Genomic DNA, 14546 nt, shown 5'->3' with positions numbered 1-14546 from the left:
CTCAAGCGGGCTTAACCCCTGGGGCGAAAGCATAGCCCATAAGTACTAGCCGTCGCATTTCGTTCTCGATCAGTTCATTCGCCGTTCGTAATTATTTCAGCCGATTGTTGTGGACGCAGCGAGCAGCGCAACCTTCACGGCGGAGTAGAGCAGTCCGGAACCAATGGCGGTTGCCTTGGGCGCGCTTCAGCGCCTGGGTCTATCGCTGGCATACCCATCACGAGAGCGATGAGTGTGCAGATAAGCACTCAGTCTCTTTGAAGCGCCGACGGAACTGCTAGACGATTTGAGTGGATGCGCATGCGCGGTTGCTCGTGATCTCGTAAAGTAGATAGAAGCAACATACCTCGATATGTCGTCTCCAGTTCAAATCCAGACCCTGTCCACCTGCTGCATGCCGCGCCACCGTGGAGTTTTGCTCTCAAAATCCTGACGGTTGATAATCGTACTTCATCGGTGCGATGCGCGGTTGAAGTTCCATAATGTACATTATGCGACTTCGCCATGTAGCCGCAAAGTTAAAGTGTCCTGTTCCTGCAAAGTAAGAATGTCACTCTCCCCGCGTTTTGATGACGTGGGAGATTGCGGATGGGATTGATTGCGATGAGCGAGCGCGACCTGCAGCGGATTGAGGTTTTGTCGAAGGTGGTCGACGGCCGCATGACGCTGGTGTCGGCGGCGCATGTCCTGGGCTTGAGCACGCGTCAGGTTCGCCGGCTCCTGGAGCGGATCCGGACGGATGGTGCGGCATCGATCCGGCACAGAGCGATCGGCCGCCCATCGAACAACCGGATTTGCGACGGCGTGCGCGATTATGCCATGGCGATCGTGCGCGAGCGCTATGCGGACTTTGGTCCGACACTGGCGGCCGAGAAGCTTGCCGAGCGCGACGGGCTGACGGTGTCGCGCGAGACCTTGCGCCAATGGATGGCGGCGGCCGGTCTGTGGCTGTCGCGCAAGCAGCGCCGCACCTTTCACCAGCCGCGGCCGCGGCGCGAGGCCTATGGTGAACTGGTGCAGATCGACGGTTCCGAGCATCGCTGGTTCGAAGATCGCGGTGCCCCATGTTCGCTGCTGGTGTTCATCGATGATGCGACCGGCAAGCTGATGCAGTTGCGCTTCGTACGATCGGAAAGCGCGTTTACGTATTTCGAGGCGCTGGAGCTCTATCTGAAGGCGCATGGTGCTCCGGTCGCCTTCTATTCCGACAAGCATTCGGTGTTCCGGGTGGCGAAGAAAGACGCCAAGGGCGGCCAGGGCATGACGCAGTTCGGGCGTGCGCTTTCAGAGCTAAACATCGAGATTCTTTGCGCAAACTCGAGCCAGGCGAAGGGCCGGGTCGAGCGGATGAACCGGACGCTACAGGATCGGTTGATCAAGGATCTGCGTCTGGAGGGCATCTGCGGGATGGACGACGGCAACGCTTTCCTGCCTCGGTTCATGGAGCGCTATAACCGGCAGTTTGCCATTTCCCCTGCCCGGCCTGATGACCTGCACCGGCCGATGAACCTTGCCCCGGATCGGCTGCGCGAGGTCCTGTGCAAACGTGAGCAGCGTTATGTCGGTGCGCAACTGACGTTCTCCTACGAGCGCCAGCGGATCATGCTGGAAGAGAACGAGGTGACGCGTGGGTTGGTCGGACGCTATGTCGAGACCTACGCTTTCGCCGATGGCCGGCTGGATGTGCGCTGGAAGGGGCATTCCCTGCCCTGCCGGGTGTTCGACAAGGACCAGCGGGTGACGCATGCGGCGATCACCGAGAACAAGCGGCTTTCCGATGTGCTGGCCTATATCAAGGAGCGCCAGGACGAGCGGCCGGCGCCGAAGGTGAAGACCAACAGCGAGAAGATTGGCTACACGCCGCGCGGTCGCAAGCCGGGCAAGCGGACGGATTTCATGAACGATCCCGCGATCATTGCTCGGCGGCGGCAGGCGCTTTCCCAGCAAAGTGCGGTGGAGCAAGGGCAACCCTACCCGGCACAGTTCAATGGAGAATAAACTCGGAATGCATGTTTGATTCCAGCTTTAAACAGGCAGGCCACAAGGGTGTCTTGTGGTAGGTTCCGTGCTGCCAAATAGTCAGCCCCTCGCGTTCTTCGTGCAGCAATCCCAGCCAGCACAGCGGGCGAATGATATCGTAGCGGAGCGCCGACCTTTCCGCCCAGGTTTCGACAGTCATTTCTGCTGGCTCCGGGTACGATTCGCTCGGGTATAGCTCGTTCGCCAGTTCGTCCAACGAACAGCCCGTTTCTGCTTTCATATTGATAAGATTGAGAAAGACGTGCCACCAACGCATCCGATTGCGGACAGCCTCCTGCGTCTGCCCGTGGTGGATATAAGCATAAAGGTAATCCGTCGCGATCAGATCGAAGAAGGCCTGCGGTCTCGCCAAAAAGTCCTGGCCACGTTTTGTGGGCAGCAGGACGTCTTTTTTCCGGCGAAGAAGCTTTAGATGTCGGACCATATCCCGTACCACCCAGAGCGGCGGCATGTCGGCTTCATTGAGGACCTTATTCATCCTGTACAGGTCTTCGAATGTGTACCCGGGCCAATCGAAATGAACGGCGGCCCAGTGCACGAACTTGCGATTCATGGCGCCCGTCGCTGTTAATCCAATGCCATTGTGAGTGTCGGCATAGGATATCGTCACGATCATCCCGCGAAGCAGCGGCGACAGCGCGGCTACATCGACATCACCCATCAGCCTGATTTCCGGAAGCATCGCGAGATCCTGGCCCAGCACATACAGCTGCCTGCAACATCTACCAGGAACGCAATAAATGAAACTGAGAAAGCTAAAGCCGAAGGGGTGCCCTTCAGCCGCCCCCTCCCTTCCCTTGCAACCCGGCCCAGCCGGTCCGGTCGGGGGCTTGCCTCAGCGCAAGTGGAGATGCCGAGTGTCGTATTTCTAAATGGCTGAAGACGTATCCAAAGTGACATTTCTACTTTGCGCCACAGCGGACATTTCAACATGGCCGCCACACGCCATGTAGCCGCAAAGTTAAAGTGTCCTGTTCCTGCAAAGTAAGAATGTCACTCTCCCCGCGTTTTCAATGACGTGGGAGATTGCGGATGGGATTGATTGCGATGAGCGAGCGCGACCTGCAGCGGATCGCGTTTTGTCGGAGGTCATTGACGGTCCTGATCGCCCGGCGCGGCTCGATGGAAGCCTTCCATTGACCTCCGTGTGGCAAGCCCCGTTCATCAGATGCTATAGTCGGCTGAGCAACTCCGACTTCTTGGCTTCGAATTCCTGATCCGTGAGAATGCCTTTCGCATGAAGTGCCGCGAGGCGTTCGATCTTGTCGAAGATGTCCTCATCGGACCGAAGCGCCTCCGGTGCTGGACGTGCCACTTGTTGTGGCCCGGCGGATTCCGGCGCGGACGATGGGAATATCGACGGCGCAGCCGTGGCGGCGGATGTTGCAGTAGCCGGCGTGTCCGCCGGTTCCTTGCCGCCCTGCCGTACCACATCCAGTTCCGAAATTTTCACCAGCCCATACTGAGAGGTAAAGCTCAGCGACTGGTCGCCGCTTTGCTGTTGCGAGAACCCGCCAATGCGATGGTCCTTCGTGTCATAGACCGTAACCCGGCCGCCGATATCGATCGCCAGCCGTTGGGTTGTCGGGAAAAAGGCATAGCGCAGGTCATTCTGCGCCCCGGTCGAGGCAGGATGCCCGAGCTCCTCGGGCCACCAGTTCCCAGCCGACAGGGCGCCAGGCACGAACAGGCTGACGCCGCCGCCCTGACCTTGATATTGGGACTGGTGCGACGTCTGCGGGCGTAGCAAATCCATGGCGCGCACCAAGGTCGCAAGCTCGGAACAAATCCCGGCCACGTTCGCCTTCAGCGCATTGTTGAACATGTCGCCGACCATGATCATGCCGCCCTGCGACCATTGCCCCATTCCGCCCAGATCGGGATGGTTGAACTGGGCCTGTGCCCCCTGCCCGGCGATAATCGCCATCAGAAGGTGTTCCACCGCGCCGAGGCTGACCCCGTACCGCTCTGCAATCTCTCCCAGGATCCGTCGGCCCTCTTCACTGAGTTGTCTCATCGTGATCGCCCTTGCCTGATGAAGATTGCGAGCACGCCGCACGCCGGCGCATCCGTTGCAATTGATCTAGCACGCGTCGCTCCGGGTTGACAGGGCCTCGCAGGATCAGTGTCTCGCTGTGGCATGCCCGGCCTCTTCTCCAATCCCTCATGACGTTTTAATTTCTACATCGTGAATTAAGGTATAAAGATAACGTACTGATATATATTATATTTATGTGATTTGTAAAAGGTCAAATGGTGTACCGGGAAATGAACCCCCTTTCAAATCGCCGATGCATTAACCTGTCGACGGAGAAACCCGAGCAATCGCAACCGGGACGGCGGACGGAGTTCATCATCAGTTGCAAGGAATGGCCCATGAGATCCATCTACTCCCAGATCAATATGGATGAACGCCGCAAGATTGCTCGATGGCGAATGGCAGGCATCAGCGTCAACGCCATTGTCGACAAACTCGGACGGCATCGCTCGACGATTTTCCGCGACTTGCGACGCAAAGCGTTCGAGGATCCGCAGATGCCGGACCTCAGCGGCTACTTTTGCGTTACCGCCAATGAGATGGCGCGTGAGCGTCGCGCCAAGCTGCGCAAGCTCGTCCGCTTCTCGCAGATGCGCCGTTCGGTGGTCGAGCGGATCATGCATGGTTGGTCGCCGCAACAGATCGCTGGCCGGATGCGGTTGGAGCGTCATCCCGATCTCCGTTAGTCATGAGACGATCTACCAGTTCGCGTACTCGGCAGATGGCCATGATATCAAGCTGTGGCGCCATCTGCCGGAGCGCCGCGCCAGGCGCCGTCCGCGGCATGCCCGACGGCGGCATTGCTTGTAAAACAAATCTGAAAACAGGTGTGGTCGCGATCGGCGACGATCGCGACCCATCGATGCTACGAACACAGACCGGATTTATGCACTATCAGCCTTTTTGCCGAAACGACTAAAGTTATTGCCATTGCAGTCGAAGAGCAGACACACAAAGCCCCCGCTCACTGGGATCTTGTTAGACGCGCAATCAGCTAATCAAGTTTAGATGTCGCTTTGATCTCCATTGAAAACTGGCGACCCGTCTCAGTAGCAGGCATGCGTATATCCTGCTTCGTAACTATGATAACGATGTCGGACTGAGCGTTCCTGTCTCTGTCTCATGCGATCCGCTTCTCGCTTTGCGGATCAAAGAACGCCGCCTTGTCGAGATTGAAACCGAGCCGTGACATCTGACCGGGCGCGCAGGCGGCCCTTGCGACTGTTCGCGACAACGGTCCAGAGGAACCGGATGTCAGCGTGGGGAGGTCTTGATGAGATGGAGGACGCTGTAACGTGGTTCTTCTAGGCCAACGAGGAGGTCACCATGCCGCCGAGAAAAAGCACCAAGGATTACCAGAACGAAATTATCAGGGTGCACTACGGCATCAACAACCAAACGCTTGGAGTTCAGTCAGTGTGGGAGACACGCGGCGGCAAGCTCGCCTCGATGTCTGGCGGTCGGCACTTTAACTACCAGGTTGTGGCTGGCAGTATCGTTCGCTCGGACGCGGTGTCCCTTGCGTTCGACCTTACCGACGTTATCACGCTACCCGTTGACGTTGAGAACCATCCACTTGTGAACGAGCTTGAAACGAAGGCCTCAATCATGCGGGCCCAACGCAGCACTTAAATAGGAATCAGGATGAGTAACGGCGCCTGACCACGCATCACCACGACAATGACATTGACGTGGTGTCGACCCGACCCTCGAGCTTGTTACAGACACAGACGAGGTCGTTGAGATCACCCTCGATTGGCAGGCCGCGGAAGCGTTGCTCTCGGCGCTGGCCCAGTTCCTTGCTCAGGGTGAAGGCGAAGACGCACTCAAGATAACGACCGGAGATCGACGGCAGTCCTTGCCTACGGTCTCGGTTTATGGCGCCATTAACACCGTCAATCGCAACACGCTCTGGGGCTTCCAATGACTGACACAAAACCGGACACTTTAGATCAGGTCCTCGCCGACCTGATCAGTGGCCAAATCGAGCAATCCCACGCAAACGAACTTCGAGCAATTCTCTCAACCGGTAATGAGATCACCATGCACGGCAAGTTCACCGTCGGCCGAGACTTCATAATTTACAAAACGGCGAAGGATGATAGCGGCAAGTGGGCGATGACGCCCTTCTCCCATATAGTCCAATTGATAATCTGACGCCGCAACGCTGCCGCGCGACCATGTCCCGGGACTGCAAGCATGGAATGTGCTATACTTCCCGTTCGCGTTGCCATGCGACGACCGCCTCAAGGCTCTCGCGCGTCTCCTCGCCAGAGATGCTTGACCTGACAATGGCGACGAATGCTGAAACCTGCATTCACAGCGCTCCAATCACGGAGGAAAGCGCCATGTATCGTCTTGTGTTCTCTCTAATCCTCGTATCGATGAGCATCATGCTCACTTGGGCTTTTCGGCCTACGCCTACCATGTTTACCGGCTACGAATCGCCACCAACAGCAGATCAAAGCAACCAGTCTGATAGCTTGACCCAATGAAGGGCGATCACCCCGCGCGTAGACCGCGGTCACGGGTGGTCGCGCTTTCCCGGTCGGGTCTATCTGCAATCCGCCGCCCGCATCACGGTTCGACTGGTCACTTCAGCTTGTTGTCGCTGTCCAGAGGGCGGCAATGACAAACTTCTTGCGATCGGTGTTTTTCACCCAGTCCACGTGTGCCGACAAGCCAGTAACCGTGTTCGCCCGCCACACCTCCGCATGCTATAATCGAGGATGCCCGAAAGCGAACAGCAATATGAGTTTTCTGAATTCTCCGGCGAGTTCGTCGATGACGGCGTCATGGTGATTATCGGCATATATCGGCCAGCCAATACTAATGGAGAATGGACGCTCGAGGTCATCGACCAAGAGGGATACTCGACCGTATGGGAAGATTCGTTCGCTACCGATCGCGAGGCCTTTGAAGAATTTCTGGCTACGATTAAGCGTGACGGAATTCACAGCTTTCTAGCGCCACCAATGCATACCGCGCATTGACGCTTGACCGCGGCAAATCGCGCTAATCGCTTCCAATCGCGTCCACCAAGCGCAACGCCCCGGCGGCGACACCACCACAAGAGGAGACTTACTGCGGTGGGCGGCAACAAGTTTTCTCGTGCTCGGTGGACTCAATGATCCGACAAGACCTCTCGGCATGATCTACACGACAGGCGCGGCGCCGCGAACCTAGTCCATTCTCATGCGAAGTCCGCGCTTATATACACGGCTGTCCTTGATGCTCTGCTCAAGCAGCTCAACGGCGGGCCGGTCAGAACCTTCACCCAAGACCAGAATTTCACCGAGTTTCCGTGCGACCGGCACGACGCGCGCGCGAATGTAAGCAAGACAGAACCCGCGAAGCTGCTGGCCGTCTTTGCCGTCGACACCGACGAGACCGAGCTCACGTGCCGATCCCGCACTGAACGGATCGGCACGAGCACTCTGTGCCGCGCCCACGCCGCCCTTCCCTTTACAGAACTCAACCATATCTACGCCTTCACTGCCGGAATGGCTAAGGACCTGGGGCATGTCCATCATAATCAGCATCCTGATCACGGTCCTTATTGTCGCCCTGGTGCTGTACCTCGTGCAAAAACTTCCGATTGACTCGACGATGAAGCAGATGGCCCAGATCGTCATTGTAATCGTTGGCATCGTCTCGTTGCTCAGCTCTCTTGGCGTATTCTGATCCGTGCGGGGGCTTGCCGCATCTCGCCTCGGCCGACGCCACCGGCCGGCACTTGAAATCGGAATGGAACAGTTGCTCTCAGCCCGCTTTTCCGCCTTTGCGCGCGGATCGGTCGACGACGACGCATGGAACCGGAGAATCTGGGGGAAGTCGTTCTTCCGCTGGACCGAAGCAGGTCGGCGTCAACAGGACTGCGCGCCAGCCTTTGGCCAGCCAGCCTGCCCCTGCCCGGTTGACAGAGATGGCGACGCCGCAGGCGGTCAGCCATGGTAGGGAGCCGTGCTAGAGCAGCTCATTCCGGTCCTTGGTCGCTCTTGCCCGCCGCCTCGTGCCATCCGTGTCGTCGTCACTCCTGCCCTGCGCTTCGCTGCGCGGCGGTTTATCGATTGCGCCGCCTTTATTATCCCATTCTTCGAGAGCGTCCCTTATCAGCCTCGCGGAAGCAGTATCCGCGGGATCTACATCGAAACCCGCCACGGATGCTTCGCTGGTGATGGCATCCATGAGGTCTTTATCCGAGATGTCCAGATCAGGGAAAATGCGCCGCACCGCACCAAGGGCTTCTCGGGTCGCGAATGGCCTCGCTTCTTTCTGACATGCGTTCAGAAACGCACCAATCGCCGCGCGCACGTCGGGCGGTATCTTACGGGATTGCGTTCTCATCATCGCCTCCCGGTGAATGAAGGCTCTGAGGCTAAACGCTGCCCGCGTCTCAATGTTCCTTGGTTCCTCTCGCAACTGTTACCGCTATCTATGATCTTGGCGACGTTGAGATTCGGCGGGGTCGGCGGATGGCAGGCCTCTGACACCGCGCAGCCAAATCGGCCAAACGAATTCCGTATGTATGGCAATTGCATTCAATTGAGACCCGACCTTAATGTCAGCCAAAAACAAAACGCCGAACGCCTTGCTTAAAACCCAATTGTGAACCATATACAGAACTTGTTAATTCGGCCGATTTGGAATTTAGCCGATTTGGCTGCGCGGTGTCAGAGGCCCGCCACTCACCACGAATTTTCGATAGCGCCGATCGGGCGCGGCATGTCGCTTCGTTCGAACCTGGAATGGACACCCGGGCGCTGACCACGGATGTACTGGCAGTCCTGGGAATCGTTTCGGTTCGGATGGAAGAGGCGCTGGCAAGCGCTTCCGCATGCTACTGCGGGGCGTTACCATAACCAACCGCACCACGCAGACGTCCGCCTTCCGGTTGCCCAGCTTCAATGCGCCGCAACCTGCTGGAGACAACGTGTCGACCGTGGCGGGGAATCGATCGAGGACTTGCCGTTGGGCAAGCTGTTCGACTGAAGGGCGGGTTTGGTAGGCCGGCTCTTTCCGCGGACATCTATCACATCACCGGAACGCTCCCGCCAAGCGGAGGTTCGCCGCAATACCGCATCCGGAACGACGACGAACGTCATGCACGGGTGACGACACAGCACGGCCTCGAACCGGTGCGCATGTCGTCTGCTGATGACGGCGCCACTCTCATCGAAAGGACGTTCAGCCATGGCCAAGGGACAGAAACGCAGCAATCGCGAAATGAGAAAGCCTAAACAGGAAAAGGCTCCGCCCAAGCCTGAAAGCCAGTTCGGCAACCAGATTAAGCTCGCCACGAACGCCAACGCCTCACTCGGCAAGGGCAAGCACTGACAGCTACGACGCTTCTGTAGAACGGAGAGGATGGCGATGAAGATCGTGATCGAGTTCTACCGTATCCGGAATGCGGACGACGCGCATGCGGTCCTCGGCCGCGAGACCGCGGAAGCCGCCGATCTCGACGAGGCGAGAGAGATTGCGCGGCAGCTTTTGCGGACCCTCGACATGCCGCAGCGTCCGGACGCCATGACCATCATCGATGGTGATGGGAACAATCTCCATTCAAGCAGGCTCGACACCGCCGAAAAATTTTGATGAAAAGGCCACCACCATGAACGCCCACAGCAATGAAACTGAAGTCGGGCAACATGCCCTTGCGATCAGTATCTGGGAAGATGAAGGCGGAGCACCAGCGCCCGACACGACGGATCATCAATACGGCCGCCGCATCGAAGCGGACCGCTCCTGGACGGTCTATCACGTGTTCACAGGCGTACCGGCGCGTATTGGCGGCAACACAATGGTCGGACTTAGCCGGTCGGGCGCAACCGAGGGCATGTTGTCTCTCAACCGTCGCAATATAGAGCGCTGGAAAGAGCGGGTCAGCCTATCCGCACCTGCGCGGCCCGCGTCGTGCGAAACAGAGGCACGCTGATTGTGACGCTGTCATTTCCGAATCCGAGCCGCAGCTTCGATGAGAAGAGAAACGCCATCCGCTTCATCGGCCACGACGGTATGTTCGAGGTGAGGTTCTTCGTCGAGGCCGACGCGCTCGCGATATCGAATGCCGAATTGGACAGATCGGAAATCTCCGAATCGAAGTTCCTTTCTGCTTTCGACGCGTTGCGCCTGTCCATCTACGATATCGCACGCAAAGCTTATTCCAATGGCCGCCGCGATTTCTATACGCTGACCGCCGCCGATTTCCGGCAGGACCGATCCAGATGCTGATCCGCTACGGTTATGAGATCACGCTGAACTGCCAGCAACCGACCGCGTTGGTATGCCTGCTGTCGGTCCACGAGCATCGCGCGGCGGATATTCGGGTCCCTGAAACGACATTCACCGCGCCAGACGTGCCGACGTCGACCTATCGTGATCTCTTCGGCAACCGATGCCGGCGGTTTGTCGCACCGGCGGGCGACCTGACGATATGGGGCGATGCCACGATAGAGGACGACGGCAAGCCGGACAAAGTGCTGCCAGCCGCCCGGGAACTCACGGTGCCGGAGTTGCCGGACGATTGCCTCGCCTATCTCATGGGCAGCCGCTATTGCGAAACCGACCGTCTCAGCCAGAGCGCTTGGGACATGTTCGGCGCGATCGAACCCGGTTGGGGTCGCGTGCAAGCGATCTGCGATTTCGTCCATGACCATATTCGCTTCGACTACATGCACGCCCGGTCGACACGGACGGCCTACGAGGTCTTTCATGAGCGCGTCGGTGTCTGCCGCGACTTCGCGCATCTTGCCGTCACGCTCTGCCGCTGCCTCAACATTCCCTCACGCTATATCAACGGTCATCTCGGCGACATAGGCGTCCCGGTCGTCGATCCGATGGATTTCAGTGCCTGGATCGAGGTCTTCCTGGACGGTGGATGGCACACGTTCGATCCGCGCAACAATACGCCGCGAGTCGGCCGGATCGTGGTTGCGCGCGGCCGTGACGCGGCCGATGTCCCGCTCATCAACTCGTTCGGCCCGCACGTCCTGAAGTCGTTCCGAGTGTGGACTTATGAGGTGCCGACCTTGCGATAGCCAAAGGGAACACTTGCCCGTCGCGATCGCAGTGATCGCAGTGCAGGAACGGTTTGCCGAATGAACACCAGCCGCTCACGCTTCCCAGAGAGAACCGGCAGATCGGCTTGCTAAGCCGTTCGTCTGGTTCCTCCGCATCGAGGCTGCGGCGGGGATTGTTCTGGTGCTCCGCACGCTCTTCGCGCTGGGCCTCGCCAACACAGCGTGGTCGTCGTGGTTTCTTGCCTTATAGGAGATGCCCGCGGTCTTAAGACCTACTCTTCCCTGGGCGAGCCCATTCAGCTCGCCCAGAAGAGCAAATGTCGGGATAACTTATCGGTTTCCGCTCAAGGCGCTGCATCGCGCATGTCCGTCCAGGATACTTTCCGGGTTAATAGGGCTGATGTACGCATGATCAGACGACTACAGGATGCTCCCGAACAGGAACGAATAGACAATCACAGCAATCGCCAGAGTAAACGCAAGCGATACGAACAGGCGCGAGAAATCGTAGGTATAGAAGCTGGCGGGAATGAAGCTTTTCATAGCGACCTCCTAATTTTCGTCTGGTTGAGATGCCCAATGCACGACGTCGGCTACGCCTCAGGACAGTGAGCGGCTGCAGCTCGTGCTGACCTTGCCGAGGACGTCCGCTGGAACTTGGATATCGGCCATAATGGCCGCTACGAGTTCGTCACGCTTCGCACGGTTGTCGTAGCCCTTAAATGTTGCGAGGTCGGCGCTCCTGGCAGTAGCCATTCGGCCTGCCGCGGTTGAACACATCCCCGCAAGCGCATCCACTCTGGCCGTCTCTACCGCCTCAGTGCTAGCAGTCGTGGTGGTAATCCATCCAGCATTGAAACCGATGATCGGCGCGGCGATAAGCCCAACGACTAAACCAATCGCGTAGGGTTTTGTCCGTTCAAGAATTTGATCGAGTGTCATGATTTAATTCCCTTTAATCAGGTGATTATCGGGATCGTTGCAGGCCCGCGCTCGGACCATGAGCCAATAGCAATCCAGATTTATTACAGTGCGCTTTAAAGGAATTAATGTAAACATCCAATTGTTATGTTTTTCCAAGAAATTATTACAACAACTAGTCATGGATATTTTTTTGTAGAAAATTACATTTTTCGGCGGCGCATCATAACGCATGTAGAAATAAACATTTTATCAGGAGACTTTTTTGTGCGGAGACCAGATATTAAATTAGCAAATCTTAGTATCGTCTCATTAATCACATATATGTTTAATATAGTTCTGCAACCATGTTGAATATTGCTGCGTCAGAGGCAGTAGAAGGCCTCTCATGGCCCGCCTATCGCCGCGTGACAATCTTCATTAAGCTTCCGGCCACGGCCGAAAACAAATATCGAATGCGTCTGGTAGCGATAAATCCTGAGGTGAGGAGCTTCACCGCCTAATCGCAGCTGATCGCCACCAACACAAAATCTCACCCTCGCCCACGTCGTGAAGGCAATTACATGCGCCATCATCGCGTACCCGTTCGCCTCAGAGATCGACGAAATGTCTCACTGAGCCGAAACCTATCGCATCACCGCAAAGCTCCGGTTGAGGGATAACTCGCCTCAATATCGCATCCACCGAAGACAATCTGGAGCCAATGGAATGGCGCATGCCGCCCCACCACTAAAGAGCATCACCAGTCGTGGCACAGGCGACGGGCCCAGAGGGGCGACAGGCCCAGAGGAGGACTACAGATGAAAAGTAAACACGAAGAGCAAGCGCTCGCCATCAGCGCATGGAGATCCGAAGGTGGCTCGCCGAACATCATCGAGCCTGAGCACACGCAGGCAACGGACCGTGAGACTTATCGGCAGTTCCCTTTCGATGTGCTGGAGTGTAGCCAATAGGAGGCTGGAAACGCTCACAATCAAGTGTGCGCAAGCAGCCGACTGAGCTGGGGGATCGGCTGGCCGTAGAGGCTGAAAAACGTGGCTCTTGAGGTGTACAATTCGCGGTCCTCTGGGTCGGGCAGAAATCCAGGGTGTCCTTGCTAAACAGGGAAATGAGGTTCATGGTGCCACGTCGGCCGCAACTGGTAAGGGCGCTGCCGCCTGAGGGACCTATCGCGAGCCCTAGCCCCCCGACAAAAAGGAGGGCGCCATGTCTTCCCGCTCCTCGCATCCTGCCATCCTGCTGTATTTCCAAAAGATGCTTGTCAATGCCCACCCCGAAAACGGATGGGATTTGGAAAAGTGTCCAAGGCAGGCTATCCGACCCGTAACGCTCCAGGATCTACCGCGCACGGCTGCGAGTATGTGGCTTGACGGTATTGCTTCCGCACGAGCTGCGAAAAGACGCTCCCGCCCTCGCTAGAGCAACGAGCCATCGCGTTTCCCATTCATCGACCGAGTATCTCCAAACACATGATTATACCTCGAGATAGCGGCGCAAAGGCTCAACCGGAGATAAAGACATGGCCCAAACATACCGCCCTGCATTGGCTCTGCCGATGCTTCTATGTGCGATACTGTTATTCAGCCCGAATGCATTTGGCCAAGCGACACCGCCGGTGCCTGCTAATGCCGAAGCGAACCGCTTCGGATCAGGCTGGGAGTGCAATCGTGGATTCCAAAAGGAGGGCGATTCTTGCCTCGCGGTAAAGTCTCCCGACCACGCGTTCCTGACGAACGAGTCTTATGGTAAGGGCTGGGAATGCCACTACGGATTCGTTGAAAGGGGCAACGAGTGCCTTACCGTTCAGGTGCCTGCCAATGCGTATCTTGATCCATTCTATGGCGATCGTTGGCACTGCATGCGCGGATATCGCCAAAACGACCGGGGATGCGAGCTTATCAAGGTGCCGGACAACGCATTTCTGACGGAGTCGACGTATGATGAGGGGTGGGAATGTGAACGAGGTTATCAGATTGTCGAACGCAAGTGCGTCGCAGTGATCGTTCCCGACCATGCTTATCTGACGACCAGCGGGAACGAATGGAAATGCGAGCGCGGTTTTGAACAGCAGGACCAGGCCTGTGTTGCCGTAGAGATTCCTAACAACGCATTCTTCGTGGAGACATCCTACGGTCAGAAATGGAAATGTGACCGAGGCTTTGAAACGAAGGGAGCGACATGTTCGCAAATCAAGCTGCCTGAGAACGCGCATCTCGATTCTTCCGGTAACGCCTGGGAGTGCAACCGGCCGTATCAACTCCGTAGCGGCGCTTGCCGTATGGAGTAACGATCTCTCTAACATAGTTGCAGATTGAGCCGAGTGGAGGCGGGCGCTGTACCGCGGCGCCTCCTACCAAAATGAGCTACCGGGTGTTTCTTTCCCAGGTGAAGGCGACCGCCGGCGAGCTTGGACTGTATGCCTTCGGGCGATGCCGCTGGCGTTATGGTCTCCTCCTTTTCGGTCTTTGCGCCTCGCGATTGCTTCGGACGTTTGTCCACATCATTCGCTTTGGTCTCGTCGGGAG

The 14546-nt window shown here is 57.2% G+C and carries 18 protein-coding genes and 1 pseudogene; 13 read left to right on the top strand and 6 right to left on the bottom strand.

Features of this window, described 5'->3' with window-relative positions:
* The first annotated feature begins 588 nt into the window (after positions 1 to 588).
* Positions 589 to 1998 (top strand): ISNCY family transposase, encoded by a 1410-nt coding sequence (locus PYH37_RS04025; protein WP_280732137.1) that lies wholly within the window; start codon positions 589 to 591, stop codon positions 1996 to 1998.
* Here PYH37_RS04025 and PYH37_RS04020 read toward each other — a convergent pair.
* Both PYH37_RS04020 and PYH37_RS04015 read right to left on the bottom strand, forming a co-directional pair.
* Positions 1985 to 2722 carry a hypothetical protein gene (locus PYH37_RS04020; RefSeq protein WP_280732136.1) on the bottom strand — a complete coding sequence of 246 codons (738 nt, stop codon included), beginning with the start codon at positions 2720 to 2722 and terminating at the stop codon, positions 1985 to 1987. The two genes, PYH37_RS04025 and PYH37_RS04020, sit on opposite strands and share 14 nt — an antisense overlap.
* Positions 2723 to 3211: 489 nt before the next feature.
* Positions 3212 to 4057: an SHOCT domain-containing protein gene (locus tag PYH37_RS04015; protein ID WP_425336091.1), complete on the bottom strand. Its 846-nt coding sequence runs from the start codon at positions 4055 to 4057 to the stop codon at positions 3212 to 3214.
* Between the two features lie 359 nt (positions 4058 to 4416).
* Here PYH37_RS04015 and PYH37_RS04010 point away from each other — a divergent pair.
* The 4 genes and pseudogenes from PYH37_RS04010 to PYH37_RS03990 form a co-directional block, all read left to right on the top strand.
* A pseudogene (locus PYH37_RS04010) lies at positions 4417 to 4879 on the top strand (transposase); the annotation flags it as partial.
* A 525-nt stretch (positions 4880 to 5404) separates the two neighbouring features.
* Complete coding sequence (locus PYH37_RS04000; protein ID WP_280732134.1) at positions 5405 to 5710, top strand: hypothetical protein; 306 nt, start codon at positions 5405 to 5407, stop codon at positions 5708 to 5710.
* A 291-nt stretch (positions 5711 to 6001) separates the two neighbouring features.
* Positions 6002 to 6235, top strand: coding sequence for a hypothetical protein (locus PYH37_RS03995; RefSeq protein ID WP_280732133.1), 234 nt, complete (start codon positions 6002 to 6004; stop codon positions 6233 to 6235).
* A gap of 572 nt (positions 6236 to 6807) precedes the next feature.
* Entirely contained in the window at positions 6808 to 7071 is a 264-nt protein-coding gene (locus PYH37_RS03990; RefSeq protein ID WP_280732132.1) for a hypothetical protein, read from the top strand.
* 189 nt (positions 7072 to 7260) lie between these two features.
* Here the strand turns inward: PYH37_RS03990 and PYH37_RS03985 are convergent, their stop codons facing one another.
* Positions 7261 to 7611 (bottom strand): hypothetical protein, encoded by a 351-nt coding sequence (locus PYH37_RS03985; protein ID WP_280732131.1) that lies wholly within the window; start codon positions 7609 to 7611, stop codon positions 7261 to 7263.
* On the opposite strand from PYH37_RS03985, the gene PYH37_RS03980 reads away from it, so the two are divergent.
* The gene (locus PYH37_RS03980) at positions 7601 to 7762 is read left to right on the top strand and encodes a Thivi_2564 family membrane protein (protein ID WP_280732130.1); all 162 of its coding nucleotides are present in this window, start codon (positions 7601 to 7603) and stop codon (positions 7760 to 7762) included. The genes PYH37_RS03985 and PYH37_RS03980 overlap by 11 nt on opposite strands.
* Before the next feature lie 282 nt (positions 7763 to 8044).
* Here PYH37_RS03980 and PYH37_RS03975 read toward each other — a convergent pair whose 3' ends face one another.
* Complete coding sequence (locus tag PYH37_RS03975; RefSeq protein WP_280732519.1) at positions 8045 to 8425, bottom strand: hypothetical protein; 381 nt, start codon at positions 8423 to 8425, stop codon at positions 8045 to 8047.
* A gap of 846 nt (positions 8426 to 9271) precedes the next feature.
* On the opposite strand from PYH37_RS03975, the gene PYH37_RS03970 reads away from it, so the two are divergent.
* The 5 genes from PYH37_RS03970 to PYH37_RS03950 are packed head-to-tail and all read left to right on the top strand — an operon-like array spanning position 9272 to position 11118.
* Positions 9272 to 9415 carry a hypothetical protein gene (locus PYH37_RS03970; RefSeq protein ID WP_280732129.1) on the top strand — a complete coding sequence of 48 codons (144 nt, stop codon included), beginning with the start codon at positions 9272 to 9274 and terminating at the stop codon, positions 9413 to 9415.
* Positions 9416 to 9451: 36 nt separating this feature from the next.
* Complete coding sequence (locus PYH37_RS03965) at positions 9452 to 9676, top strand: hypothetical protein (protein ID WP_280732128.1); 225 nt, start codon at positions 9452 to 9454, stop codon at positions 9674 to 9676.
* Positions 9621 to 10016, top strand: coding sequence for a hypothetical protein (locus PYH37_RS03960; protein WP_342394639.1), 396 nt, complete (start codon positions 9621 to 9623; stop codon positions 10014 to 10016). The genes PYH37_RS03965 and PYH37_RS03960 overlap by 56 nt, the downstream gene beginning before the upstream one ends.
* Before the next feature lie 2 nt (positions 10017 to 10018).
* Entirely contained in the window at positions 10019 to 10312 is a 294-nt protein-coding gene (locus PYH37_RS03955) for a DUF1488 family protein (RefSeq protein ID WP_280732127.1), read from the top strand.
* Positions 10306 to 11118, top strand: coding sequence for a transglutaminase-like domain-containing protein (locus PYH37_RS03950; protein ID WP_280732126.1), 813 nt, complete (start codon positions 10306 to 10308; stop codon positions 11116 to 11118). The genes PYH37_RS03955 and PYH37_RS03950 overlap by 7 nt, the downstream gene beginning before the upstream one ends.
* 402 nt (positions 11119 to 11520) lie before the next feature.
* On the opposite strand, the gene PYH37_RS03945 is transcribed toward PYH37_RS03950, so the two are convergent.
* Positions 11521 to 11643, bottom strand: a complete 123-nt coding sequence (locus PYH37_RS03945; RefSeq protein WP_280732125.1) for a hypothetical protein — start codon at positions 11641 to 11643, stop codon at positions 11521 to 11523.
* A gap of 57 nt (positions 11644 to 11700) precedes the next feature.
* The gene (locus PYH37_RS03940; RefSeq protein ID WP_280732124.1) at positions 11701 to 12042 is read right to left on the bottom strand and encodes a hypothetical protein; all 342 of its coding nucleotides are present in this window, start codon (positions 12040 to 12042) and stop codon (positions 11701 to 11703) included.
* A 779-nt stretch (positions 12043 to 12821) separates the two neighbouring features.
* Between PYH37_RS03940 and PYH37_RS03930 the strand changes: the two genes are divergently transcribed.
* Both PYH37_RS03930 and PYH37_RS03925 read left to right on the top strand, forming a co-directional pair.
* On the top strand, positions 12822 to 12974 hold the full coding sequence (locus PYH37_RS03930) for a hypothetical protein (RefSeq protein WP_280732123.1): 153 nt from the start codon (positions 12822 to 12824) through the stop codon (positions 12972 to 12974).
* Between the two features lie 566 nt (positions 12975 to 13540).
* On the top strand, positions 13541 to 14308 hold the full coding sequence (locus PYH37_RS03925) for a hypothetical protein (RefSeq protein WP_280732122.1): 768 nt from the start codon (positions 13541 to 13543) through the stop codon (positions 14306 to 14308).
* Positions 14309 to 14546 lie beyond the last annotated feature (238 nt).

The sequence above is a fragment of the Sinorhizobium numidicum genome, assembly GCF_029892045.1.
Taxonomy (GTDB): domain Bacteria; phylum Pseudomonadota; class Alphaproteobacteria; order Rhizobiales; family Rhizobiaceae; genus Sinorhizobium; species Sinorhizobium numidicum.
Note: the sequence above shows the minus strand (reverse complement) of the source record. Positions and strands in the feature narration are given on the sequence as shown.